This is a genomic window from Mesonia sp. K7, from assembly GCF_003233725.1.
Taxonomy (GTDB): domain Bacteria; phylum Bacteroidota; class Bacteroidia; order Flavobacteriales; family Flavobacteriaceae; genus Mesonia.
In genome coordinates this window covers 99,340-125,258 of the sequence record NZ_QKQV01000003.1, presented here as the reverse complement: position 1 = coordinate 125,258, position 25,919 = coordinate 99,340, and the positions used below count along the sequence as shown (strand labels likewise).

General features: G+C 36.4%; 25 protein-coding genes. 15 read left to right on the top strand and 10 right to left on the bottom strand.

Annotated elements, in window-relative coordinates:
- Nucleotides 1–24 precede the first annotated feature (24 nt).
- The 3 genes from DNG35_RS03325 to DNG35_RS03315 are packed head-to-tail and all read left to right on the top strand — an operon-like array spanning nt 25 to nt 1,657.
- On the top strand, nt 25–687 hold the full coding sequence (locus DNG35_RS03325; protein WP_111126338.1) for an NAD(P)H-binding protein: 663 nt from the start codon (nt 25–27) through the stop codon (nt 685–687).
- Nucleotides 675–1,148 (top strand): CYTH domain-containing protein, encoded by a 474-nt coding sequence (locus DNG35_RS03320; RefSeq protein WP_111126337.1) that lies wholly within the window; start codon nt 675–677, stop codon nt 1,146–1,148. The genes DNG35_RS03325 and DNG35_RS03320 overlap by 13 nt, the downstream gene beginning before the upstream one ends.
- Complete coding sequence (locus DNG35_RS03315; RefSeq protein ID WP_233494441.1) at nt 1,145–1,657, top strand: YciI family protein; 513 nt, start codon at nt 1,145–1,147, stop codon at nt 1,655–1,657. Before DNG35_RS03320 ends, DNG35_RS03315 begins: the two co-directional genes overlap by 4 nt.
- Before the next feature lie 56 nt (nt 1,658–1,713).
- Here the strand turns inward: DNG35_RS03315 and DNG35_RS03310 are convergent, their stop codons facing one another.
- The 5 genes from DNG35_RS03310 to DNG35_RS03290 all read right to left on the bottom strand — a co-directional run bounded on the left by DNG35_RS03310 (nt 1,714) and on the right by DNG35_RS03290 (nt 9,078).
- Nucleotides 1,714–3,120, bottom strand: coding sequence for an efflux transporter outer membrane subunit (locus DNG35_RS03310; RefSeq protein WP_111126335.1), 1,407 nt, complete (start codon nt 3,118–3,120; stop codon nt 1,714–1,716).
- Nucleotides 3,121–3,136: 16 nt separating this feature from the next.
- Nucleotides 3,137–6,280 carry an efflux RND transporter permease subunit gene (locus DNG35_RS03305; protein WP_111126334.1) on the bottom strand — a complete coding sequence of 1,048 codons (3,144 nt, stop codon included), beginning with the start codon at nt 6,278–6,280 and terminating at the stop codon, nt 3,137–3,139.
- A gap of 17 nt (nt 6,281–6,297) precedes the next feature.
- On the bottom strand, nt 6,298–7,422 hold the full coding sequence (locus tag DNG35_RS03300; RefSeq protein ID WP_111126333.1) for an efflux RND transporter periplasmic adaptor subunit: 1,125 nt from the start codon (nt 7,420–7,422) through the stop codon (nt 6,298–6,300).
- 20 nt (nt 7,423–7,442) lie between these two features.
- Complete coding sequence (locus DNG35_RS03295; RefSeq protein ID WP_111126332.1) at nt 7,443–7,922, bottom strand: GbsR/MarR family transcriptional regulator; 480 nt, start codon at nt 7,920–7,922, stop codon at nt 7,443–7,445.
- 109 nt (nt 7,923–8,031) lie between these two features.
- Nucleotides 8,032–9,078, bottom strand: a complete 1,047-nt coding sequence (locus tag DNG35_RS03290; protein ID WP_111126331.1) for an isoaspartyl peptidase/L-asparaginase family protein — start codon at nt 9,076–9,078, stop codon at nt 8,032–8,034.
- A gap of 68 nt (nt 9,079–9,146) precedes the next feature.
- Between DNG35_RS03290 and DNG35_RS03285 the strand changes: the two genes are divergently transcribed.
- Together DNG35_RS03285 and DNG35_RS03280 are read left to right on the top strand one after the other, a co-directional pair.
- Nucleotides 9,147–9,689, top strand: coding sequence for a 3-hydroxyanthranilate 3,4-dioxygenase (locus DNG35_RS03285; protein ID WP_111126330.1), 543 nt, complete (start codon nt 9,147–9,149; stop codon nt 9,687–9,689).
- Between the two features lie 57 nt (nt 9,690–9,746).
- On the top strand, nt 9,747–11,300 hold the full coding sequence (locus tag DNG35_RS03280; RefSeq protein WP_111126329.1) for an aldehyde dehydrogenase family protein: 1,554 nt from the start codon (nt 9,747–9,749) through the stop codon (nt 11,298–11,300).
- A 72-nt stretch (nt 11,301–11,372) separates the two neighbouring features.
- Here the strand turns inward: DNG35_RS03280 and DNG35_RS03275 are convergent, their stop codons facing one another.
- The 5 genes from DNG35_RS03275 to DNG35_RS03255 form a co-directional block, all read right to left on the bottom strand.
- Nucleotides 11,373–11,867 (bottom strand): hypothetical protein, encoded by a 495-nt coding sequence (locus tag DNG35_RS03275; protein WP_111126328.1) that lies wholly within the window; start codon nt 11,865–11,867, stop codon nt 11,373–11,375.
- 175 nt (nt 11,868–12,042) lie between these two features.
- Nucleotides 12,043–12,600: an autotransporter outer membrane beta-barrel domain-containing protein gene (locus DNG35_RS03270; RefSeq protein ID WP_111126327.1), complete on the bottom strand. Its 558-nt coding sequence runs from the start codon at nt 12,598–12,600 to the stop codon at nt 12,043–12,045.
- 28 nt (nt 12,601–12,628) lie between these two features.
- Nucleotides 12,629–13,351, bottom strand: coding sequence for a metallophosphoesterase family protein (locus DNG35_RS03265; protein ID WP_111126457.1), 723 nt, complete (start codon nt 13,349–13,351; stop codon nt 12,629–12,631).
- A gap of 2 nt (nt 13,352–13,353) precedes the next feature.
- Nucleotides 13,354–14,490 carry an ATP-binding protein gene (locus DNG35_RS03260; RefSeq protein WP_111126326.1) on the bottom strand — a complete coding sequence of 379 codons (1,137 nt, stop codon included), beginning with the start codon at nt 14,488–14,490 and terminating at the stop codon, nt 13,354–13,356.
- On the bottom strand, nt 14,487–15,248 hold the full coding sequence (locus DNG35_RS03255; RefSeq protein WP_111126325.1) for an SDR family NAD(P)-dependent oxidoreductase: 762 nt from the start codon (nt 15,246–15,248) through the stop codon (nt 14,487–14,489). The genes DNG35_RS03260 and DNG35_RS03255 overlap by 4 nt, the downstream gene beginning before the upstream one ends.
- Before the next feature lie 256 nt (nt 15,249–15,504).
- On the opposite strand from DNG35_RS03255, the gene DNG35_RS03250 reads away from it, so the two are divergent.
- From DNG35_RS03250 to DNG35_RS03205, 10 genes are all read left to right on the top strand, one after another.
- Entirely contained in the window at nt 15,505–16,305 is an 801-nt protein-coding gene (locus tag DNG35_RS03250) for a DUF4382 domain-containing protein (RefSeq protein ID WP_111126324.1), read from the top strand.
- Nucleotides 16,306–16,509: 204 nt separating this feature from the next.
- Entirely contained in the window at nt 16,510–17,514 is a 1,005-nt protein-coding gene (locus DNG35_RS03245; RefSeq protein ID WP_111126323.1) for a MoxR family ATPase, read from the top strand.
- A 69-nt stretch (nt 17,515–17,583) separates the two neighbouring features.
- Nucleotides 17,584–18,453, top strand: coding sequence for a DUF58 domain-containing protein (locus DNG35_RS03240; protein ID WP_111126322.1), 870 nt, complete (start codon nt 17,584–17,586; stop codon nt 18,451–18,453).
- A gap of 1 nt (nt 18,454) precedes the next feature.
- The gene (locus tag DNG35_RS03235; RefSeq protein WP_146228827.1) at nt 18,455–20,089 is read left to right on the top strand and encodes a DUF4381 domain-containing protein; all 1,635 of its coding nucleotides are present in this window, start codon (nt 18,455–18,457) and stop codon (nt 20,087–20,089) included.
- Entirely contained in the window at nt 20,089–21,099 is a 1,011-nt protein-coding gene (locus tag DNG35_RS03230) for a VWA domain-containing protein (RefSeq protein ID WP_111126320.1), read from the top strand. The genes DNG35_RS03235 and DNG35_RS03230 overlap by 1 nt, the downstream gene beginning before the upstream one ends.
- Nucleotides 21,100–22,158, top strand: a complete 1,059-nt coding sequence (locus DNG35_RS03225; protein ID WP_111126319.1) for a VWA domain-containing protein — start codon at nt 21,100–21,102, stop codon at nt 22,156–22,158.
- Complete coding sequence (locus DNG35_RS03220) at nt 22,121–23,035, top strand: tetratricopeptide repeat protein (RefSeq protein WP_111126318.1); 915 nt, start codon at nt 22,121–22,123, stop codon at nt 23,033–23,035. Before DNG35_RS03225 ends, DNG35_RS03220 begins: the two co-directional genes overlap by 38 nt.
- Nucleotides 23,035–24,789 (top strand): BatD family protein, encoded by a 1,755-nt coding sequence (locus DNG35_RS03215; RefSeq protein ID WP_111126317.1) that lies wholly within the window; start codon nt 23,035–23,037, stop codon nt 24,787–24,789. Before DNG35_RS03220 ends, DNG35_RS03215 begins: the two co-directional genes overlap by 1 nt.
- Before the next feature lie 2 nt (nt 24,790–24,791).
- The gene (locus tag DNG35_RS03210; RefSeq protein WP_158524865.1) at nt 24,792–25,544 is read left to right on the top strand and encodes a tetratricopeptide repeat protein; all 753 of its coding nucleotides are present in this window, start codon (nt 24,792–24,794) and stop codon (nt 25,542–25,544) included.
- Between the two features lie 65 nt (nt 25,545–25,609).
- Nucleotides 25,610–25,912: a hypothetical protein gene (locus DNG35_RS03205; protein ID WP_111126315.1), complete on the top strand. Its 303-nt coding sequence runs from the start codon at nt 25,610–25,612 to the stop codon at nt 25,910–25,912.
- Nucleotides 25,913–25,919: the final 7 nt, after the last annotated feature.

Below are 25,919 nucleotides of genomic sequence, written 5' to 3'. Positions count from 1 at the left end.
AAGTTTATTTTATATCTTTCTATAATGAAAAAGCAAACAGCAATTATTCTTGGCGCAACGGGTTTAACAGGTAATCTGTTGTTAGACTTGCTTCTAAAAGACGATAATTTTGAACGGGTAATATTATTTTCGAGAAGAAAAGTAACCCAACAAAATCCCAAAATAGAAGAGCATTTGGTCGACTTATTTGCGTTGGAAAAATACCAAAACCAGTTTAATGCCGATGTGGTATTTTGCTGTATAGGAAGTACGCAGAAGAAAACCCCAGACCAAGAGGTTTATAAAAAAGTAGATTACGGTATTCCAGTAACGGCTGCAAAATTGGCAAAGGCAAACAACATCTCAAAAATGATTGTAGTTTCTGCCTTGGGAGCTGATAAAGAAAGTCGGTTTTTCTATAACAAAACCAAAGGAGAAATGGAAGAAAAAGTGCTCAAACAGCAACTTCCGGAAACCTATATTTTACGACCTTCGCTTATTGATGGTAACAGAGACGAAACGAGACCTTTTGAGTTTGCTTGGAAAAAAATAATGAAATTAGCTAATTTATTGATGTTTGGGCCTTTAAAAAAGTACCGCTCAATAAAAGCGAAAACCATAGACAATTGTATGCATTTTTTAGCTAAAAACAATTATCCTAAAGCGATTATAGAATCAGAAGAAATGAAAGAGATATGCAAGAAATAGAGCGTAAGTTTTTAGTCAAAAATCAAGGTTTTATGGCTTTCGCGAAAAAGCAATTTTCGATAAAACAAGGTTATCTCAGCTCACATCCGGAGCGTTCTGTACGTATTAGAATTACTGAAAATCAAGCTTTTTTAACCATTAAGGGAAAATCTTCAGCATCTGGAATGTCACGGTTTGAATGGGAAAAGAAAATCGATACCAAAGAAGCCGAACAACTTTTTGCGTTGTGCGAAAATGGTTGTGTAGTTAAAACCAGGTATTTGGTTACGTACAAAAACCATATATTTGAAGTAGATGTTTTTGAAGAAGAAAACCAAGGCTTAATCATCGCTGAGGTTGAATTAGAAAATGAAAATGAAATTATCAATCTTCCCGATTGGATTGGCGAAGAAGTAACCGGAGATCAAAAATATTATAACGCCTATTTGTCTAAACAACCTTTTAAAACATGGAAATCATGAAAAAAATTACTTTTCTATTTTTATCGTCAATATTGTTTTGCTCCTGCGAGATGACTATAAAAAACGGAAATTTAGATGATGAAAAATCAGAGGATACGATTTCAAAAAGAGAAGAATCAAAGGTTTTAACATTAGAAGAAAGAACAAAAGCACTCGAAGAAAAAGGCTATCAGGTTTTTCATTACAAAGCAGAAGATTCTACTTATTTGATGCAACAATATTTTATGGTATTCTTAAAAAAAGGAGAAAACAGAAATCAAGACTCTACAGAAACAGCTGAGTTACAGAAACAACATTTAGCTCATTTAACCCGAATGGCAAACGAAGGTTATACGAGTTTGACAGGGCCTTTTGGTGATGATGGAGATATTCGTGGGATTGTTGTTTACAATACACCAAATATAGAAATGGCCGACAGTTTGGCAAAACTCGATCCGATCGTAAAAGCGGGAAGGTTAGAAGTTGAAGTTCATCCTTGGTGGGTAGGTAAAGGCGGAAAACTTCAATAAAAAAAGCCTTGCACTTTGGTACAAGACTTTTCACTTACAAACATCAAATATTAAAATTATCTCCAACCGCCACCTAAAGCTTTGTATAAAGTTACGGTAGTTAACAATTGTTGTAATTTGTTATCTATCATATTGAGCTCTGCACTCAAGGCACTTTGTCTTGCCGTTAATAAATCTAAATAATTGGCAAAACCATTATTTAATAGTTCTTCTGAGTTACTTTCTGCTCGTTTTAATGCTTTAACTTCTTCTTCTCTATATTCAAATTTTTCTGTTTCTGCTTTGTAGTTGTATAAAGCATTAGAAACTTCGTTTCCGGCAACGAGTAAAGCTTTTTTAAAGTTTAATAAAGCTTGTTCTTGTTGTGCTTTGGCAACTTCATGTTGAGTTCTAATTTTTCTTTGATTAAATATAGGTTGCGCTATACCGCCTACAATATTGGCAAAAAGAGAATTGACATTTACCAACTCATCTAATTCTAAGCTTTGAAATCCACCAGAACCTGTAATGGTTAGTGATGGATAAAAGTTACTACGTGATACATTGGTCATTTCAAAAGCTTCAACCAAGGCATATTCTGCTTGCATTACATCGGGGCGATTGCTCAATAAAGAAACTGAATAACCCAAAGCTATTTCTGCGTTAAGTGATTGTCGGTCTAATTTACTTCTTTCGATGGCCATAGGCCCGCGACCTAAAAGTAAATTTAGGGCATTTTCAGTTTCAAAAATAGCAGCTTTTAAGTCTATTTCTAAAGCTTTAGCATTGTTAAACTGAGCAATGTTTTGATCTACCGCTACTTGGGTTACTTGCCCAGCATCTTTTAAAGCTTTTATAGTCGTAACACTGCTGTCTCTTGTAGCAATAGTTTGCTGGGTAACTTCTAACTGTGCGTCTAAAGCCAAAAGTTGGTAATAGGTAGTGGCAATGCTAGACACCAATTGTGTTTTTACCGCTTGGTGTGCAGCAACACTTTGCAGGTATGAAGCTTCAAAAGCACGTTTTTGACTGCGTATTTTTCCCCAAATATCGGCTTCCCAAGAGAGGTTGGCTGTTAGTTCGTATTGAGTTAAACCGCCGTTAAAGATACTTCCAAACTGACTGTTTTTTGAAAACTCTTGATGCGTTGCTTGCCCGTTGGCAGAGAGGCTTGGTAAATAGCCTACTTTTCCTTGTTTTACATAAGCTTCCGCGGAAGCTAAGTTTTGTAAAGCTACTCTAATGTCGAGGTTATTTTGTAATCCCTCTTCTATATAGTTTTTTAAAAAAGCATCGTTGAACAATTCTTGATAAGAAATATTTGCCATTGATAGGCTATCTTGTGGCAGCTCGTTGGTTCTATAAAGATTTTCTGTTTCTTCTTCTAATTCTGGTCTTTCGTAATCTTTAGCTACAAAACACGAGGTCATGAGCAAAGAAGAAATCATTACTAGAGATATATGATATATTTTGTTTTTTTTCATCTTTAGGGTACAATTTTTAGTTTGTAGCTTCAATGGCTGTTTTATCTTTTGGCTGACCTGATATTTTTTCTTGCAACCATTGGAAAAGAATAAATAAAATAGGAATGATAAGGACCCCTAAAATAGTTCCGATAAGCATTCCTCCAGCAGCTCCTGTTCCGATCGAGTTATTACCTTCGGCTCCTACACCTTTGGCTAATACCAACGGCATTAATCCTAAAATAAAGGCAAAGGAAGTCATTAAAATAGGGCGTAAACGTGCTTTGGCTCCATGAATGGCTGCATCAACAAGGTTTTCTCCGTGCCTTCTTCTTTGTATGGCAAACTCTACAATAAGAATAGCATTTTTTGCCAAGAGGCCGACCAACATAATCAAAGCAATTTGAAAATAAATGTTGTTTTCTAGTCCCATCATTTTGGTAGAAAAGAAAGCGCCAAATACTCCTAGAGGTAACGAGAAAATTACGGCAAGAGGTAGCAAATAACTTTCGTATTGAGCGGCCAATAAAAAGTATACAAACACGATTACCAATAAGAAAATAACCATGGTTTGGTTACCGGCATTTACTTCCTCTCGTGATAGCCCAGAATAGGCTACATCAAAATTACTAGGTAGATTTTTGATTTCTTCTTGAACTACAGCAATAGCATCACCTGTACTAAATCCAGGGTTAGAAGCTCCGCTAATTTTAGTAGAATTATACAGGTTAAAGCGGGTTACCGATTGTGGTCCATATACCCGTTTTAAATTAACAAATTGTGTGATAGGAGCCATTTCTCCGTTTTTGGTTTTGATGTACAGTTCGTTGAGTGAGTTTTTATCAGTTCTGTCTTCTGGTAAAGCTTGTACATATACCCGATATTGTTTTCCGAAGCGGGCAAAGTCTGCGGCATAAACCCCGCCTATGTAACCTTGTAAAGTAGAGAAAATACTACTTACCGAGACGCCGTATCTTTTGGCTAGAGGAACGTTTATATCTAATTCGTATTGTGGGTACTTTGTGTTAAAAGAAGTTTGCCCGTACTGAATTTCTGGATGCTTCATTAGATTGCCAATAAACTCTTGTGTGGTTGCATCGAGATCTTCAAAACTTCCTCCAGACTTGTCTAATAAGTTTACTTCAAATCCGCCAGAGAGTCCAAAACCAGGTATACTTGGTGGTGCAAAGAAAATAATATTAGCATCGGGAATAGTAGCTGCAATTCCGAAAAGTTTTCCGACAATGGCATTAGACGATTGGTCGTCACTTTCTCTTTCGCTCCAATTTTTTAGCTTTACAAAACCTAATCCGAAATTGCTACCAGCACCACTAATTAAACTTCTTCCGTTAATAACGGTTACGCCTTTTACTCCTGGAATTTGTGTTGCTTTTTGATACAATTCTTGGGTTACCATATTGGTTCTATCCATAGAAGCTCCAGCAGGTAACTCTACATTCATAAAAATGATACCACGATCTTCGTTAGGAACAAAACCAGTAGGCGTGGTATTGGCTGTCCACCAAATTCCTACTCCAGACAACACCAAAATAGCTCCGGTAATCCATTTGTTTTTGTATAAAAATTGTAATGATTTTCCGTAGCGTTCTGTAGTAGCGTTAAATCCTGCATTAAATTTATCGTAGAATTTTTGTAAAAAACTTTTGTTTTTATCTTCGTGATCATCGTGTCCTTTTAAGAATAGCGCACAAAGAGCCGGACTTAAAGTGAGGGCGTTTACCGCTGAAATTAAAATGGCCACAATTAAAGTAACTCCAAATTGCTCGTAAAATACTCCCGTAGGCCCTTGAATAAAGGTTACCGGAATAAATACCGCTGCCATAACTAAGGTAATCGAGATGATAGCTCCTGAAATTTCATGCATTGCATCTATCGTTGCTTTTTTAGCACTTTTAGCACCTTCGTCTATTTTGGCGTGTACAGCTTCAACCACTACAATAGCATCATCTACTACAATACCAATTGCTAAAACTAACGCAAATAAGGTTAATAAGTTAACCGAATAGCCAAATAGGTTTAAGAAAAAGAAAGTTCCTACAATAGCTACTGGAACGGCAATAGCCGGAATTAAAGTAGAACGAAAGTCTTGAAGGAAAATAAAAACCACCAAAAATACGAGTAAGAAGGCTTCGACTAAAGTGTTTCTTACTTTGTTCATCGAGGCGGTTAAAAACTCATTGGTGTCGTAATTAATCTCATACTTTATGCCCTCAGGAAAGCTTTGCGATAAACGGTCTAATTCAGATTTTATATTTTCTATGATTTCCTGCGCATTTGAGCCTGCAGTTTGGTAAATTCCCATGTTAACACTTGGGTGACCTCCTGTAAACCCGTATGAGTCGTAACCTTGTGCATCTAATTCGATCTTAGCCACATCTTTTAAGTGCAAATACTCGCCATTATCCATCGCTTTAATGATGATGTCTTCGTATTGCTTTTCGGTTTTAAAACGCCCACTATATTTAATGTTGTACGAAAAAGCATTTCCGTTATTTTTACCTAAAGATCCAGCAGAAGCTTCTAAACTTTGTTCTCTTAATGCTGCGGTCACATCGGTAGGAACTAGATTATAAGCAGCTAATTTTTCTGGTTTTAACCATACACGCATGGCGTAATCTTGGTTAGAAAATACATTTACATTTCCTACGCCATTTACCCTTTGTAAAGCAGGAATTACATTTATTTTTAAATAATTTTGAACAAACGTAGCGTTGTAATCATCGTTTTCTGAATACACCGATAAGAACATTAAGGCTGAGGTTTGCTGTTTTTGTGTGGTTACCCCAGTTTGAATCACCTCTTGTGGTAATAAAGGATTGGCACGGGCTACACGGTTTTGAACGTTTACCGCAGCAATATCTGGATCCATTACTTGATCAAAATAAACGGTGATATTGGCCGTACCGTTATTATCGGCAGAAGAAGTCATATAAGTCATTCCTTCTACTCCGTTAATTTGTTCTTCTATCGGGATGATAACACTCTCTAATATGGTTTCGGCACTGGCACCTGGGTAGGTGGCATTTACCTGAATGGTTGGCGGAGCGATATCAGGATATTGTTCCACCGGAAGGGAAGTATAGCCCAACACTCCCAAAATCACAATGATGATGGAGATAACGGTAGATAAAACCGGTCTTTCTATAAATGTTTTTAACATAACAATTTTTCTGAAAATTATTGAAATAAGGGTTTGATAGGCTTAACAATGCTATCAAAAGCTACTTTTTGTGGTTGAATAGGCATGTTGTTCCTTAACTTTCCGATGCCTTTTACTACAATTAAATCCCCTTTTTTGATACCGCTTTTCACGATATATAAAAGATCTGTTTTGTCTTTTACCTGTATTAAAGTTGCTATCGCTTTATTTTCTTTATCGACCCCATAAATATAGGTTTGACCTTGTTGCTCATAGGTAGCCGATTGTGGTACGACTAAAGCATTTTCGTATGTGGTTGGGATTTTAATGGTTCCGCTATTTCCGTTGGTTAATAATAAGTTAGGGTTTTCAAAAGTAGCCCTAAAGCTTACTGTTCCTGTATTGGCGTCTATTTGGCCCGTAACGGTTTCTATTTTTCCTTTTTGTGCATAGGTTTGTCCGTTAGCCAATAGCAATTTCACCTTTGGGAAATTATCGATTTTGTCTTGCAATGTTTTTCCTTCGGCCTTCTGAATAAAGTTGAGGTATTCGGTTTCGTTCATCGAAAAATAAGCAAACACTTTTTCAATACTAGCTACAGTAGTTAGGGGTTTTGCACTGGTAGCACTTACCAGCGACCCTTCGCGATACGGAATTGCTCCTACATATCCGTTTACCGGACTTGTTACCGTAGCGTAACCAATATTGGCCATCAAACTATTATAAGCACTCTTTGCTTGGGCTAATTTGGCTTTTGCTGTTTCTAACTGTACTGAACTAATGATATTTTTTTCTACCAGCGGTTTTAGTTTGTCTACTTCTACTTGAGCTGCATTTACATTTGCTTTTGCGGCTTCTGCATCTTGGCTTAACGACTGGGTTTCTAACTTAAAAAGAGCTTGACCTTTATTTACTTTTTGCCCTTCATCTACCAATACTGCTTGAATATAGCCCGATACTTTGGCACGTACCTCGCTACTTATAGTTCCCTCTATGGTTGTTGGGTAACTGGTGTAGGCCGTAACATTTTTTTGTGGAACTTGAGTTACAGCCAATGGTAAAGCCTGCTGTTGTGGAGCTTGTTGTTGTTCTTGCTTACAGCTAGTAAAAAAAATACTGCTTAAAGCAAGAAAGGTAATTTGATATATTTTTAGGTGTTTCATTTTTTATAAATTAGTGTTTATTATTTACTATAGTTTTCTTTTAGTTTAGTAATAGAAGAAATAGCCCCATCTAAAAAACCAATAAAACTTTCGTGAAAACTAAGTTCAAATAGGTTTTCTTTATTTAATGTCTTATTCATTTCTTGTTTATAGGACATCACTTCTAGGTGTAATTGTTTTTCTTCTTTCCATTCTTCAATCATATTATTAATACCTTGAATCATGGTGTCTTGATTGAGTATAAAGTACTTTTTCCGGTCACCGGTTTTGGTATAATAACTTAGCTTTTTTAAATCTTGCAAATGGTTAAGATGCGTGGAAATGGTACTTTTACTTGCACAAAGGTTAGAAACCAATTCTTCAAAGGTAGCACCTTGCTTTCCATTTAAAATAACATAAGAAAAAATGCGTGCGGCCATAGGAGCCATTTGCTCTTTTTTCTCTATGCTTATACCTAGTTTTTCAACTAATTTACATTTTTTATTTTCGTTTGGGGTCATAAAATTATGATTTGAAATGGCAAATATACGTTTAGTTCGGAATTTTCCGAAGTAAAAGAAATTAATTTAAAGTTAAATAAGAATTACACCTATAAATGGATAAAAAAAATTAAGGTTTTCCGTAAAGTTGAATGTCTAATTCCTCATTCACCAAACTTGCTCTAAACATTCCGGGAGTATTCATTTCCATAGAAATATTTCCATTTCTATCAATAGCGATAATGCCTCCGTTTCCGCCAAGTTGAGGTTGTTTTTTGTGGATCACTTCTTTGGTGGCTTCTTCAAGAGTCAGCCTTTTATATTCCATCAGGGTAGAAATATCGTAAGCTACAACACCACGAATGTAATATTCGCCCCAACCCGTAGAAGAAACCGCACAAGTTTGGTTGTTGGCATAAGTTCCGGCTCCAATAATGGGAGAGTCGCCAATTCTACCGTATTTTTTATTGCTCATTCCACCTGTAGAAGTTCCTGCAGCGAGATTACTATTTTTATCAAGGGCAACGCAACCTACCGTTCCAAATTTTGCGTTTTGAAGTGTAGGATCATAAAAACTCACTTTTTTACTCTCTTCAGTTTTAATGCGTTTGATATTTTCTAACTGTTTTTCGGTGATGAAATATTCGGGAGAAACCATTTCTAGTTTTTGTCCTTCACCAAATTTTTCAGCTCCTTTTCCCGAAAGCATCACGTGTTTAGAATTGATCATCACTTTTTCTGCTAAAAGAATTGGGTTTTTGATAGTGGTAACTCCAGCGACAGCTCCCGCATTTAAGGTTTTTCCGTCCATAATGGAAGCATCAAGTTCTGCCTTTTCCTCATGGGATAAAACGGCTCCTTTTCCAGCGTTAAACAAGGGTGAATTTTCTAAAATAACAATACTTGCTTTTACAGCATCAACAGCCTTTCCGCCATTTTTTAGAATTTCGTTTCCTGCCAAAATAGCTTCTTGTAACTTTTGTTTATACACTTTTTCTAGAGAGTCGCTTATATTTTCTTTTTTGATAAATCCAGCGCCACCGTGAATGACAATCCCATAATCGGCTACTTTTTCGGGTTCAACTTTCGTTGAATTTTTTTCCACTAGAGGTAAATTGTTTTCTTGCTTACAAGCAAAAAAAGCGATAGCGATGAATAGGAGCAGAATGTTTTTCATTTTATGAATAATTAAGTAATTTTAGAAATCCTAAAACTTCGATTTACTAAATTAAAAAAATAAACGCTATGGCTATTCAAAAACCCTTTAATCTTAACCAATGGATAGAAGAAAACCGTGATACGTTAAAACCACCTGTCGGAAATAAAAACCTCTATAAAGATGCAGGGGATTATATTGTGATGGTTGTGGCTGGACCAAATGCCAGAAAAGACTATCACTATAACGAAACCGAAGAATTGTTTTACCAATTAGAAGGTAATATACAAGTACACATCCAAGAAAATGGTGAGAAAAAAACCATGAAACTCGGCCCAGGAGATATGTATTTACATCCAGGAAAAGTCCCACATTCTCCAGAAAGGGGCGAAAATTCTATCGGACTGGTGGTAGAACGAAAACGTAAAGACCTTAGCGGAAAAGATGGCTTGCTATGGTTTTGCGACAATTGTAATCACAAATTGCATGAGGTTTATTTCCCGTTGGAAGATGTTGAAAAGGACTTCTTAAAACACTTTAAGCATTTCTACGGAAGTAAAGAATTGAGAACCTGTGATAAATGCGGAACGGAAATGCCCGTTGACGAACGTTTTACTGCCGATGAGGAATAGCGTTTTATTTTTCTTACATTCGCAAAAACCTAACATAAAACTGTAAAAATAGATTTAATGAGTAAAAAAGCAAAAGACTTTGGCATGGCTCAAGTCTTAAAAGATTTAGACCTTCAAGAGATCAACGATGGAACTTCCACAGGAAAATATTTTTTCGCTCAAGGCGAAATTATCGAATCGTATTCTCCAGTAGATGGAGCTTTAATAGGGAAAGTAAAAGCAACTACACAAGCAGACTACGATAAAACGATCTCTGCAGCAGAAAAAGCTTTTAAGGTTTGGAGAAAAATGCCAGCTCCGCAACGAGGAGAAATCGTAAGACAATTTAATGACGAACTGCGTAGATTAAAAGAACCGCTAGGTAAGCTTGTGTCTTATGAAATGGGAAAATCTTATCAAGAAGGTTTAGGTGAAGTACAAGAAATGATAGATATCTGTGATTTTGCAGTTGGACTTTCGCGCCAGCTTCACGGATTGACCATGCATTCAGAAAGACCAGGTCACAGAATGTATGAGCAATACCATCCGCTTGGCATAGTTGGTATCATTTCAGCGTTTAATTTTCCGGTAGCAGTTTGGTCTTGGAACACAGCACTAGCATGGGTTTGTGGCGATTGCACGGTTTGGAAAGGTTCAGAAAAAACACCTATGGTCTCGGTAGCTTGCCAGAGAATAGCAGCAAGGGTTTTTGCTGAAAATAATTTACCTGAAGGCATTTCTTGTTTGATTACTGGTGATTATAAAGTGGGCGAAATGATGACCAAAGACGAGCGAATTCCGTTGATTTCGGCCACAGGTTCGACTAGAATGGGTAAAATTGTAGCTCAAGAAGTGGCAGGCAGACTAGGAAAAACATTGCTAGAGCTTGGCGGAAACAATGCCATTATTGTTACACCAGAAGCCGATATCAAAAACACCGTGATTGGAGCTGTTTTTGGAGCGGTAGGCACTTGCGGACAACGTTGTACTTCAACCCGTCGTTTGATCGTACATGAAGAAGTTTATGATCAAGTAAAAAATGCTTTGGTTGATGCATATAAACAGTTACGCATAGGAAATCCGCTTGACGAAAATAATCACGTTGGTCCGCTTATCGATAAAGATGCCGTAAAAAATTATAACAGAGCTTTAGAACAAGTGCTCGCTCAAGGCGGAAAAGTAATTGTTGATGGTGGTGTTCTTGAAGGTGAGGGTTACGAAAGTGGTTGTTATGTTAAACCTGCAATAGCAGAAGCAGAAAACCATTTTGAAATTGTTCAACACGAGACTTTTGCACCAGTACTGTATTTATTAAAATATTCAGGAAATGTAGAAAATGCTATTGAAAAGCAGAACAATGTCCGTCAAGGTTTGTCATCGGCAATTATGACCAATAACTTACGTGAGGCAGAGCTTTTCTTATCAGCTCAAGGCTCTGATTGCGGAATCGCTAATGTAAATATTGGAACTTCTGGAGCAGAAATTGGAGGTGCTTTTGGTGGTGAAAAAGAAACTGGAGGCGGAAGAGAATCGGGTTCTGATGCATGGAAAATTTATATGCGTCGTCAAACGAACACGATTAATTATACAACAGAATTACCTTTAGCACAGGGTATCAAGTTTGATTTGTAAAATTTAATTTTACCTTAGAAAACAAAAAATCCGCGTAAAGCGGATTTTTTTCTTCAACCAAAATTTACTCGACTAATCTTGTTGAGCAATATCTATTATATTGTTTGCTGTGCTAGCACAAATACCGCCTATAGAAGACCAATCACGTATTTGTGTAGAAGAGCAATTATTACCGTTATTATCTGAGGTGTAAATAGTCACTTTTATTTGTTGTACTAAATGAGAGTTGGTATCGCAATCTATATTTAAATTGATAACCGGATCACCACTTGTAGGATCGATATGTCCGAAATAGTTTACTTTATAACCGTTGTTGTAAACAACTTCAAAAGTACTACTGGTGATATCTATGTTTTCATTTACCTCTGTTTGAGCGTAAAACTTTACGTTATTCATTTCTTCTAGGCTATTTTGCTTGGTGATATCAAGAATAGTTGCCGTACAAGAATTGTCTTCTTCAAAGTTTGTAGAGGTATTGTTATCGTTACATCCCTCATTAACCATATTAAAAGCCTGTAAGCTAAAAGCCATTAAAAAGGTTACCATTATTAAAGAAATCTTCTTCATTGCTCATGGGTTTTAAATCATTTACAATGACAAATATAGGGCGTAAAAATAGATTGTGCAAATAATCGTTTAAAATTTACACTTTACCGATGATTTCTTTAACATTTTAAAAAGTCATAAAAGAAAAAAGCCTGCAAAAAGCAGGCTTTAGAGCGTATATTCTTTTGTTTAAATGTTAAAACCGATAACCAACAAATAAACCGCTATTAAATTCAAATGCAGTAAAACGGGCTTCGGTTTCTTCACTAAAGTTTCTAGCGATATTTACAAATGGACCAAAAACAAACTTGTCGCCAAAGTTCCATTTATAACCTGCGCCAATACCAATAATAAAAGCATTCATATCGGTAATTACTTCTTCACGATCACCGTCATTATCTATGTCTTTTTGTTCTTCAAAGTCACCGGTTCTGTATTTTAGAAATGGATTGGCGTAAAGACCAGAGCCTGCTGTTTCTCTTCCAAAATAGTAGTTGTAACCTAGTTTAAAGCTATTAGTGTTGAATTTACGAGAACCACTTTCTGAGTGATAATTCATTCGGTCATTTATCAACGCAACCAATTCTACTGACTGGTTAAAAGCAACAAAACGCTCGTAACCTACTTCTACTGCCGCAACAACCATGACATTGGCGATGTTAAATTTTACTTCGTTTTGAGGGTAGGTTTCTACTTGTGCAAGGGTAAAATTGCAAATAAACATTGCAAGTAATAATAAGCTAAGTTTTTTCATGGTATTTTATTTTGGTAACAAATATAAGCTAATTTCTTCCATTTTCGTTAGGGTAAAAATGGTAAACAGGTTCACTCTGAAATATTTCTTTGCTATCGATATCAATCATGGAGAGCTGTCCTTTAAAAGCTGCTCCGGTATCAACATTCCAGACATTTATGGCTTTTGTAGGTTTGTTTTCACCAATTCTTGTGGTTGGAGTATGACCAATATAAATTTCATCAAAAAGTTTTAATCTTTTCGGAAAACGAACATCATTTTCACTCATTTTTGGATTTGTTGCCAATGCAGTTTCCCACAAAGTTCTATCCCAATAAACCATATAAGGTGCATATTCGTGTTGGGGTCCGTGAAGGTTGGTAAAACCTGCATGAACAAAAAGTTTGTTATTTTGAATATGATAATTTTTTAAGTTTTTGTAGAAAAGAAGATGCTCATCGGTTGTTTTCTCATCGAGTTCTAGGTATTTTTCTTGGGTAAGCTTTCCGCCGTGAGCAAACCAAAGCTCATTGTCTTGTTTGGTTCTTAGCCAATCATAAGCCAACTCATCATGGTTGCCGCGTAAAAAAACGCAACGATGTGTTTTCTGAAACTCGATTAAAAAAGAAACGGTTTTTACAGAATCGCTCCAACCATCGACATAATCGCCTAAAAAAATAAATTGATCTTTCGTGGTGATTTTTGCGCTCTCAAAAAGCTGTTTTAAAGCTTTTAAACCACCATGAATATCGCCAACTGCAAAGGTTTTCATCATTAACTGTATTTTACTTTTCTTAAAATTCTTATATTCTCTTTATAACGAAGGTAAGCTTCTGCATACTTTTCTTTTAGGTACGGTTTTATTTCTTCCAACTTGTCTATCGATTCTGGGAAACCGTTAAAATAACTCAACAGGTAATTGGCGGGAAGTTTTACAAGGTCTCTTTCTTCTCTTTCGCTAAGCGGAACATTTTTTTTGAGTTTTTCTAAAAGTGCGTTGTTACTATTTACAATATGGTAAAGCGTAGATTTCGAAAATTTCGGTGGTTCAAAAACCATTTTATTTTCGATTTCATAACTTACATTATTCTTAAAATATATGGTCACTTCTTCTAAGGGGTAATATTTATAGCTTTTTTGAAGGCCGAGGTGCACATATTCTAAAATCGTAAACTTGTCTTCATCAAAATCGATACTCACTTCGTCTAAATTGGAATAAAACAGTTTTATCTGCTCGTTGATCAACTCGATATTTACACGCGAATAAAAAGTACCTTTCTCAGTTGTTTTTTTCTTTCCTGCCCAACAGACCACAAAGTATTCTTTAAAAACTTGATATTTTGGGTTGTAATCTTTGGCGAGTTCCATAAAATCGAAAACGCCATCGAGCGTATATTTTATCGTGTTTTGTGAGTGACTTTCGATAGAATGAACAACTGCTTCGTTGTGGTCGTTAAGGTTGGCTTCAAAATCTTGAGGTTTGCTATTGCTACCTTCCCGGTAAAAAACCATTCCGCCATAATATTTCCAAATATTTTTTCTAAGCGAACAAATTTTTCCTTGATTAGGAGAAATACTCACCAAACCAACCACTTTATTTTCTCCTAAATGCGGAAAAGGAATATTTGCATAATTTACCTTCGGAGGATTGGTGAGATAAGCATTGATGAGGTTCTGAATTTTGCTGTCATCGTAAAAATCGACACCCACAATCTGGTTGTGTTTGTCTTCTACACCTATGACGATATAACTGTTGTTATACGGGTTGGTATTAGAAAGTGCACAAATGTGTTTTAGAAATTTTGCTTTTCCTTCTTTGTCTGAGAGATTAATTTTCAACTTTTTATCATAAAAACTATTTTCGGCGACGTGAGCCAACAAGTTTTTAATCAATAAGCGTTTGTTAATCATATAGCAACCTCACTTTTATCGATAATCGTTGATGAAGCTTGTGCAGTACTCATAACCATAATATCGGCGATATTTACGTGACAAGGCCGGGTTACGGTAAAAGCGATAATATCGGCAATATCTCTAGGTTGTAAAGCTCTAAAGCCTTCGTAAACTTTTTTTGCTCTATGCGAGTCGCCTTTAAAACGAACATTACTAAAATCGGTTTCTACAATACCCGGATGAATAGCACCAACTTTTATTCCCATTCCGTTAAGGTCGAGACGCATCCCTTCGGTAAGCGCGTTTACGGCATGTTTGCTCGCGCAATAGACATTGCCTTTGGGGTAAACTTCTTTTCCAGCAGTCGAACCAATGTTAATGATATGTCCGCGTTTTCTTTTGACCATTCCTGGAATAATGGCATTGCTCACATAGAGCAAACCTTTTACATTAATATCGATCATCGCATCCCAGTCGTTTAAATCTCCATCTTGAATAAAATCTAAACCATGTGCGTTACCTGCATTATTTATAAGCACGTCTATTTCTTTAAAATTTTCGGGCAAACTTTGTATGGCTTCGTTTATTTTTTCTTTCTCTCGCACATCAAAATTAAGAAGATGGGTTGGCGTATCTTTTAGAAAATCATTAAGTTCTTGTAACTTTTCTGTACGTCTTCCGCAAAGAATCAAATTAAAATTTTCTCTAGCCAGAGCAATTGCTGTTGCTTTGCCTATTCCACTTGAGGCACCTGTAATTAAAGCTGTTCTATTCATCATTGTTTTTTTACTAAGATTTATGTAGCTAAAACTAAAGATAATAGATTTCTGTCAAATACCCAATGGTGGGTATATTCTATTAGCCTTACAAACCTAGCCAAAGGTTTAACATTTTTTATGAAACTACAGCAATACAAGTTAAGGTTTATCTAAAGTTAAGTTAATAGCATTGTCTATAAGCAATAAAAATATAATTTTCGACGTGTTACATTAATAACATAAAAATTAAACCCAAAAACCCAAATTTAAAATTATGAAAAATTTAAAATTAAAAAGTTTAGCAGTTCTATTGATTGCTGCTGTTGGTTTCACTTCTTGTAGTGACGATGAAAGCCCAAGAGAGCAAGAAGGTAATGCAAAGATGTCTGTAAAATTGGTTGATGCACCAGGTGATTACGAAGAAGTAAACATCGAAGTGGTTGATGTCATGATTAAATATAATAATGATACAGAAGTTTCTTTAGATGTAGATGATGAAATTTATAATCTACTAGAATTAACAGGAGGTGTTTCTGCAGCTTTAGCGACAGAGTATGAAATCCCTGCGGGAGATATCAATCAAATTAGATTGGTTTTAGGCTCCAACAATACAGTTGTTGTAGACGGCACAACGCACGATTTGCAAACGCCAAGTGCACAACAATCAGGATTAAAAATTAATTTAAATGAAACTTTACAAGCCGATGTAGTTTACGAGTATACTTTAGATTTTGACGTTGAAGAATCTATTGTAGAACAAGGAAACGGCGGTTATTTATTGAAGCCAGTAATTAGAGCTTCCGCGGAAGCTCAAACAGGAACCGTTTCAGGAACAGTTTTACCAGCGACCGATGCAGTATTAGTTTCTGCAACAGACGGTACGACAACAGTAGATGCTTATACCAATGCACAAGGCGAGTTTGTTTTACACGGGTTGCCAGAAGGTACTTACACGGTAACTTTTACACCAGATGCAACTTTAGGGCTTAACGTAGTTACGGTAAACGATATAGATGTTACCGCAGGTGAAGTTTCAGCAATGGGAGAAATAGACTTGAATACTACAACTCCTTAATAAATTGCAGTTTAAAATTTCAAAAAAGCTTCTTTTTTAAAAGAAGTTTTTTTTTTGCAACGTTTCCAATTTTTATCAGTCCATTATAATAGCGCTTATAATGGAATTTTTGTATTCTTGCTTTTTAACCAATATTTAACAAGCAAAAATTCAAGAATTTGCCAATTTGCGAATAATTTTCTTAATACAAAAAGATACTCAATAATGGATACGACATCAACGTCAGTCAACATAGCAGAACTTAACGAAAAGATACAAAAAGAAAGTGCATTTGTAGATTTATTAGTAACCGAAATGAATAAGGTAATTGTTGGCCAAAAACACATGGTCGAACGATTATTGATTGGGCTTCTTGGTCAAGGACATATTTTGTTGGAAGGTGTTCCTGGTTTGGCAAAAACACTGGCCATCAACACACTTTCTAAAGCCGTTCACGGAAGTTTTAGCAGAATACAATTTACACCAGATTTATTACCTGCCGATGTCATTGGTACGATGATTTACAACATTAAAGTCAACGATTTTAGCATCAAAAAAGGTCCTATTTTTGCCAATTTTGTCTTAGCAGATGAGATCAACCGTGCTCCCGCAAAAGTACAATCGGCACTTCTTGAAGCGATGCAAGAAAAACAGGTAACCATTGGTGATCAAAGCTTTAAACTCGACAAACCATTTTTGGTAATGGCAACGCAAAACCCTGTAGAGCAAGAAGGAACCTATCCGTTACCAGAAGCTCAGGTCGACCGTTTTATGCTCAAAACTGTTATTGACTATCCTAAGTTAGAAGAAGAGCAGCTAGTGATTAGAGCCAATCTCAAAGGTGAGTTTGAAGAGGTGAATCAAGTCGTGACTTTAGAACAGATTTTACGAGCTCAACAAACCGTTCGTGAAGTCTACATGGACGAAAAAATAGAAAAATACATTCTCGATATTATTTTTGCAACCCGTTATCCAGAAAAATATAGGTTGTCTGATTTAAAACCGCTTATTTCTTTTGGGGCTTCACCTCGAGGAAGTATCAATCTTGCCAATGCTGCTAAGTGTTATGCTTTTATCAAACGTAGAGGTTATGTGATTCCGGAAGACGTTCGTGCGGTTGTGCTAGATGTTTTAAGACATAGAATAGGAATCACTTACGAAGCCGAAGCCGAGAACGTGACCTCAGAAGATATTGTACAAAAAATTGTCAACGAAATAGAAGTGCCATAAAAAGTATAGAAAAGTAAATTCGCTTTAAGCGGAATAAAAATTTCTGAAAACTATTTCTGTTTCATCACAATGAATACCAAAGAATTATTAAAAAAAGTTCGTAAAATCGAAATCAAAACGCGGCGTTTGAGCAATCACGTGTTTGGTGGCGAATACCATTCTACGTTCAAAGGTCGCGGAATGACTTTTAGCGAGGTACGACAGTACCAATTTGGTGACGACGTACGTGCGATCGATTGGAATGTGACCGCTCGTTATAACGAACCTTTTGTAAAAGTTTTTGAAGAAGAACGCGAACTTACCTTGATGCTTTTGGTAGATATTTCGGGTTCAGAAAATTTTGGTAGTGACACGCAGCTTAAAAAAGAAATTGTAACCGAAATCGCTGCAACCTTAGCATTTTCGGCAACCCAAAACAACGATAAAATAGGTTTATTACTTTTTTCTGATGAGGTCGAACTTTTTGTGCCGCCAAAAAAAGGACGTTCGCACGTATTGCGAATTATCAGGGAACTTATCGAGTTTCAGCCGCAAAGCAAAAAAACAGACATCCAGAAAGCATTGCGATTTTTACAGAATTTCCAGAAAAAAAGAGCCATTGTGTTTATTCTTTCAGACTTTTTGGATAAAAATTACGAGCATACCTTAAAAATTGTAGCCAACAAACATGACGTTACCGGCATAAGAATTTATGACGAAAGGGAAAAAGTTTTACCGAACGTTGGTTTACTGCAAATGCAAGATGCCGAAACGGGTAAGAATATTTTACTCAACACAGCTTCAAAACAAGTAAGGAACCGCTATTTGGCCAATTACCGTGAATTTGAAGATTATTTTACCAACAGTTTTCGCTTGAGCAGAGCAGGCGCTTTTAGTTGTCGAGTCGATGAAAGCTATGTCAAAAAATTGCTGGGATATTTTAAACAAAGAGCTAGATAAAATGAGTGTTCAACAAAGAGAAATACAGCTAATGAAAACCAAAACCTTGCTATGGCTTGGCTTTTTGTTTTTTGTTTTTCAGTTGACCAAAGCACAGACGCTTACTTCACAAGTTGATACGACCAACATCAAAATAGGTGAAAAAATAGCTTTTAAAATTCAAGTAGAAACCGACACGACTGATTTGGTGGTTTTCCCAGAAGGACAAACTTTTATGCCCTTAGAAAGCTTTGAAAATAACCCGATAGACACCGTTATCAACGGCAGAAAATTTCGTTTACAGAAAGAATATGCCTTGACACAGTTTGATTCGGGTCGTTATACCATTCCGCGACAGCGAGTGATGATAAATGAAAAAGCATTTTATACAGATTCGTTGCAAGTTTTGGTAAATGACGTAGCGGTCGATACCACCAAACAAAAAATGTATCCTATAAAACCTTCGATAGAAATAGAAGAACCTTTTGAGATATCAGCTATACTTTGGTGGATTTTAGGAGCAATTATTTTGGGCGGACTTATTTTCTTGATTTTCTTTTTCCGAAAAAAGCATAAAGAAAGAAAAGAGAGACAATTGCCACCATACGAAAAAGCGATGCTTACGCTAAAAAACTTAGACGAAAGCCATGCTTTGGAACATGGAGAAATCAAAAAATATTATTCCGGTTTAACCGATGCGGTCAAACGTTACATCGACGAAGAGATTGACGACGGAGCTTTAGAAAGAACAACCAGCGAACTTACAGCACGACTCAATGAACTGGTCGCCAACGATAAACTCAAACTTTCGCAAGACAAGATTGATGAACTGAACAATTTGCTGCAACGTGCAGATTTGATCAAGTTTGCAGGAGGTTCTACCGATATCCTCACGGCTCGTGAAGATCGAAAAAAAGTGACGCTTCAAATAGAAACCATTAAGACTTCTAAACCAGAGCCTACTGAAGAAGAGTTATTGAGAGACCAAGAATACCGTGAGAAATTAGCCAAAAAGAAAAAGCGAAGAAAAATTATTGTGGGTTCTGTGATCGGTTTTTTGGTGATTGTGATTGCGCTTTTCACTTTCGTGGGAATAAAAGGTTACGATTACGTACAAGACAAAATTATTGGCAGTCCGACTAAAGATTTGGTCAAGGGCGATTGGTACCGAAGCGAATACGGTTATCCGCCTGTAGCATTAACCACACCTCGAGTTTTGGTAAGACAGACTGCAGATTCTATTTTGATAAATCCTACCCAAAATGTAGAAAGTTTTTCCTACGGAAGTATTTTGGGCGAATATTACATCAATTTAGAGGTCGTTTCTAGTGAACAAGGCATACAAATAGATTTAGAAAAAGCTACCGGTTTGATTTCACAATTTTTAGAAAGCAAAGGAGCGAGTAACATTTTGACAAAACAAGAAACTTTTGTCGCCAATAATGGAACCGAAGGAGTAAAAATTTCAGGGACTTTTAATATCGCAAATCCAATTAATAAAGAACAAACCCTCAAAAAAGAATACGAAATGATTGTTTTTAATCATCTCAACAATATACAAATGTTAACCTTGGTATATGATTTTGAAAACAGTTATGGCGAGGAAATAACGAGTAAAATCACAAGTTCAATCGAATTAATACAAGAACAAGAATAATGTTTGATTTCGGAAATATGACGTTTGAAAATCCACAATGGTTTTGGCTGTTTTTGCTACTGCCCTTATTGGTTTTTTGGTATTTCTGGAAACGAAACAAGCAATTGCCCGAAGTAAAGGTTTCGAATACCGCTGGTCTGGAAAAGTCACAAAGTTTGATGTCGCGATTAAGACCACTTTTGTTTCTTTTAAAACTTCTTGCATTGGCTTTATTAATCACTGCAATGGCAAGACCGAGAACAGTAGATGTGAGTACGCAAACCAAAACTACACAAGGTATCGACATTGTTTTGGCAATAGACGTTTCGGCAAGTATGTTGGCAAAAGATTTACGCCCAAACCGATTGGAGGCTTTAAAAAATGTCGCTGCAGAATTTGTAAAAGGTAGACCAAACGATAGAATAGGAATCGTGCAATACGCAGGAGAAAGTTTTACGCAAACGCCAATTACCAGTGACGAACGTATTGTTTTGTCTTCGCTTCGGGATATAGAATATAGCGATGTGCTTCAGGGCGGAACCGCTATCGGAATGGGTTTAGCCACCGCTGTAAATCGTATAAAAGACAGTGATGCTTTGAGCAAAGTCATTATTTTGATGACCGACGGTGTAAACAATACGGGTTTTATCGACCCAAAAATTGCGACAGAATTAGCCGTAGAGTACGATATAAAAGTTTATACTATTGGTCTCGGAACAAACGGGATGGCTTTGAGTCCTTATTTTATTGATGCTCGTGGGCGAATTCAGTACCGAAATATGCCTGTAGAAATAGACGAACAATTACTGAAGAGCATTGCCGAACAAACTGAAGGAAAGTATTTTAGAGCAACTAATAATACCAAACTAAAAGAGATTTACGACGAGATCAATAAATTGGAAAAAACCGAAATCGAAGAATTGAAATTTTACAATTACGACGAAAAATATAGACCACTCGTTCTGTTGGCTGGAATTTTATTGTTGCTTGGTTATATTTTAAAATTAACGCTATTTAGAAGTTTTGTGTAAATGATTTTTGAACAGAAAATATACTTTTGGCTATTTGTAATCATCCCAATTTTGGTACTGCTGTTTTTGGGCTATTTGCTGTGGCGTAAAAAAGCACATCAAAAGTTTGCTTCTGCGAAATTTCTTAAAATATTGAGCCCAAATCTATCCACCTTTAAAGTGGTATTAAAATTTATTGTTTTCTTATTGGCACTTTGCTTTTTTATTTTGGCATTGGTCAATCCGCAAATCGGGTCAAAATTAGAAACCGTAAAGCGCGAAGGGGTTGATATTGTCTTTGCTGTCGATGTTTCCAAAAGTATGCTAGCCGAAGACATTGCGCCCAATCGGTTAGAAAAATCGAAACAAATTGTGACGCAAATACTCAACAATTTGGCGGGTGATCGTGTAGGTATTATCGCTTACGCTGGAAGTGCGTTTCCGCAACTGCCCATCACAACGGATTACAGTTCGGCAAAATTGTTTCTGCAAGCACTTAACACCGATATGGTTTCTAGCCAAGGAACCGCGATAAACGATGCGATAGAATTGGCAACCACTTATTATGATGATGAAACCAAAACGAGTAGAATTCTCGTAATTTTGAGTGACGGCGAAGATCACAGTGGCGATATCGAAGCCATTTCGGAAAAAGCGGCAGAAGTAGGTATCAAAATTTTTACCGTTGGTGTAGGAACCGAAAAGGGGGGAACCATCCCTATAAAAAGAAATGGTAGGGTTATTGAGTTTAAAAAAGACCAAAACAACCAAACGGTCATCACCAAATTAGATCAAGAAGTTTTAACCGCTATTGCGGAAGAAACCGATGGTAGTTATATCGACGGCACTAACACTTCTAAAGTAGTAGAAGAGATAAATACTTTATTACAAGATGTTGAGAAAACCGAGTTTGAAGCCAAGCAATTTGCCGATTACAAATCGCAGTTTCAATGGTTTTTAGGCTTAGGAATCTTATTTTTGGTATTTGAGATTTTATTATTGGAAAGAAAAACCAGTTGGATTACCCAACTGAATTTATTTAATGAAAAGAAAGAAAATGAAGTTACAGAAAATAAATAAAAATTTTGTTTCGCTTTTAGGGGTGTTCTTCGGTCTATTGAGTTTTTCAGTGCTCCATGCACAAACCAAAGAAGAAAAAAAAGCGCAACGAGAAGCAAGAGCATTTGCGGCAGAGGCGCAAGAAAATCTGTCTGATAATAATTTCGCAGAAGCAGAAGCCAATTATAGAAAAGCGATTGCGAGAGACCCGCAAAATGCTGAAGCGAGATATAATCTTGGGAATATGTATTATAGCCAAGAGAAAAATACCGAAGCAGGCTTTAACCACAAAACGGCAGCAACCACCACAGAAGAAAAAGTGGTTAAACACAAGGCTTTTCATAATCAAGGCAATGCCTTTATGAAGCAAAAACAGTACGAAAAAGCAGTAAATGCCTACAAAAACGCTTTGCGTAATAATCCTACCGATGACGAGACGCGGTATAACTTGGCCTTAGCTAAAAAAATGCTGGAAAAAGAGCAGCAAGAAAACGAGCAGAACCAGGATAATAAAGACCAGAATAAGGACAACCAAAATCAAGATCAACAACAGCAAAACCAAGATCAAAAAGAAGGACAAAACAAAGATCAAGAAGACAAGAAAAGCGAAGAGGGCGATCAAGGTGACATTAAAGACAACCAAGAAAAGCAAGAGCCAAAAGAAAACGAAGGCGATCAGAAAAAAGACCAACAAAATAAAGAACAGCAAAATCCTAAAAAGGAGCAAGGCGATGAGAAAAAAGAAAATCAGCAGCCGCAACAAGCCAAAGGTCAGCTTTCGCCACAGCAAATCAAAAGTTTGTTAGAAGCGATGGAAAACAAGGAAAAGGAAATACAAGATAAAATAAACGCCCAAAAGGCAAAACAAAGTCAGCCAAGTAACGGAAAAGATTGGTAATGAAATCGAAATTATTGTACATACTCGTATTTTTTATCGGCTTTTTTGCGCAAGCTCAAGTAAAGTTTGAAGCCAAAGTGAGCCGCAACACGATTGGTTTAAACGAACGTGTTCGGGTAGATTTCACCATGAATCAAGACGGTGATAATTTCAATCCACCCGATTTTAGAGGTTTTCAGGTGGTTGGAGGCCCGTTTCAATCCATCAGCAATAGCTGGATCAATGGTAAAAAAAGTTATGAGAAGTCTTATGGTTACTATTTACAACCTAATTCGCGTGGTAAATTTACCATTGGTCAAGCCGAAATACAAATAGGTGGAAAAACCTATAAAACCACACCGATTGAAGTAGAAGTGGTTGCCGCTGTAAATAACCCAACCGATGGAAATAATGCAGAAATTACAGCTTCTCAAAACATACATTTGGTGACTAAAATCTCCGACGAAACACCCTACTTAAATGAAGGCATTAGCGTAGAATATATATTGTATGTGAGTCCGAATATCAATGTGAGTCAATGGCGAGCTTTAAACAACCCGACTTTTCCCGATTTTTGGAGCCAGAATATAGATATCAATCAGCTTAATGTCAAGCAAGGAACATTCCAAGGCGAACCTTATCGTTATGTGACTTTAAGGAAAACCATTCTTTACCCACAGAAAATAGGAGAATTAAAAATAGAACCGTTGACACTTTCGGTTTCGGTAGATGTTCCTTCAGATAAACGGGATTTTTTTGGGAGAAGATTATACGAAACCGTGCAACAAAGAGTAGCTGCGCAAACCAGAACAATAGAGGTACGACCTTTGCCAACAGAAGGTAAACCAGTTAATTTTAGCGGTGCAGTAGGAAGTTTTAATTTTAGTGTAACGACCAACAGAGAAACCCTTGATGCTGGTGAAGCACTCGAAGCCAGCGTAAAAGTTTCCGGTAACGGAAATTTAATGCTTTTTCAGTTGCCAAAATTAGACTTGCCTTCTTCATTAGAAGTTTATGAGCCCCAACACCAGGAAGACATCAACACTAATTTGAATGGTGTTTACGGTAGCATTTCTGATAATTATACCATTGTGCCGCAACAAAAAGGTAAATTTCCTATTTCGCCTGTGAGCTTTTCTTATTTCGACACACGTTCAGAAACCTACCGCACAATTACCTCAAACCAAATTGTGATAGATGTCGAAAACGGTCCATTAAATTCAGGTAATCAATCTGCTTCTGTTGGAACTACCAAAAATCTTGTGGAAGCAGGAAACCAGTTTCGGTACATTCAGTTAAAACCAAAATTAAAGGAAATCGGTAAAGAGGATTTCTTTGAATCGACTTGGTTTTGGGTGTTATTGCTTTTCCCTTTATTATTAATTCCGATAGGGATATTAGCGGGAAGAAAATATATAAATAAGCAAAACGATCAGGTAAGCAATAATGTAAAAAAAGCAGATAAGCTGGCGCGAAAGTATTTAAGCGAAGCCAAAAGTAATATTGGTGAAAATACTATTTTTTATGTAGCGCTCGAAAAAGCTTTGCACAATTACTTGAAAGCAAAATTGCGAATTACCACCAGTGAAATGAGTAAAGAAAATATTCGTAAAGCACTTGCAGAAAAAGGGGCTTCAGAAGCTAACGCAAATGAATTTATTGGTTTATTGGAAAATTGCGAAATGGCAAGATACTCGCCTACTACAACGGGAGAAAACACACAAGTTTATGAAAGAGCCACTGAGGTATTGCCAGCGATAGATAAAGAATTATGAAGATGAAAACATTTGTATCGGTTATATTGTTGATTTTTTCGGTGTTGGGTTGGGCACAATCACCCGATGAATTGTTTGAAAGCGCGACACAAGATTATGCTAACGGAAATTTTGAGGATGCGATTACAAAGTATGAACAGATTTTAAATCAGGGAAAAGAATCGAGTAACTTGTATTATAATCTTGGTAACGCCCATTATAAACTCAACCAAATTGCACCCAGTATCTATTATTACGAAAAAGGTTTGCAGCTTGACCCAAACCACAAAGACATCATAAACAATTTGGCTTTTGCCCAAAATATGACACTCGATGCTTTTGAAGAACTGCCCAAAACGGCGTTTCAGAAGTTTAAGGAAAACACGATAGGAGCTTTTACCCAAAACCAATGGGCAGTATTGGCAATTATCGCTTCTGTGTTGATGTGTGTTTTTTTCTTGGCCTATTTTTTCACAGGATTTTCAAAAAAGAAAAAACTTTACTTTGTACTTTCTGTCATCTCGTTAGTCTTATTGATAAGCTTTACCACATTTGCTTATACCAAGGCAAGGGAAGTAGCTTCTAATAATTATGCAATCGTTTTTGAAAAAGAGACCGATGTAAAGTCAGAGCCCAATCAAAACTCATCAACGGCTTTTCAGTTACATGAAGGAGCAAAAATTAAAATACTGGATAGTTTTAATGGGTTTTATAAATTAGAATTACCTAATGGTTCACAGGGTTGGATTTTTAAAGACGATATAAAAACTCTATAATAAGATTAGATAACTTAATAAGTTTTTAACAAAATAGATAGTTTAAAACTGTACTTTTGCAGCCTATGAAATATTTAGCAATATTTTTTATATCACTTTTTATGACATTTATTGTCATGCCAACCGTTGTGATTTTAATAGAAAATGACGCTGATATTTCTTATGTCTATACATTTACCGAAGAGGAAGAAAACTCTTCGAGTAGTGAAAAAGAAACCAGTCATAACATTTCCTGGAAACTTATTCCAAAATCAGATGTTTCTATTGTAAATCCTAACGAATTACAGTTTGGGGAGTATTTTCACTACATTCTTGGAAATAATATTCATTATTCAGAAACTTTTTCTCCACCACCAGAAATCAGTTAGTTAATCT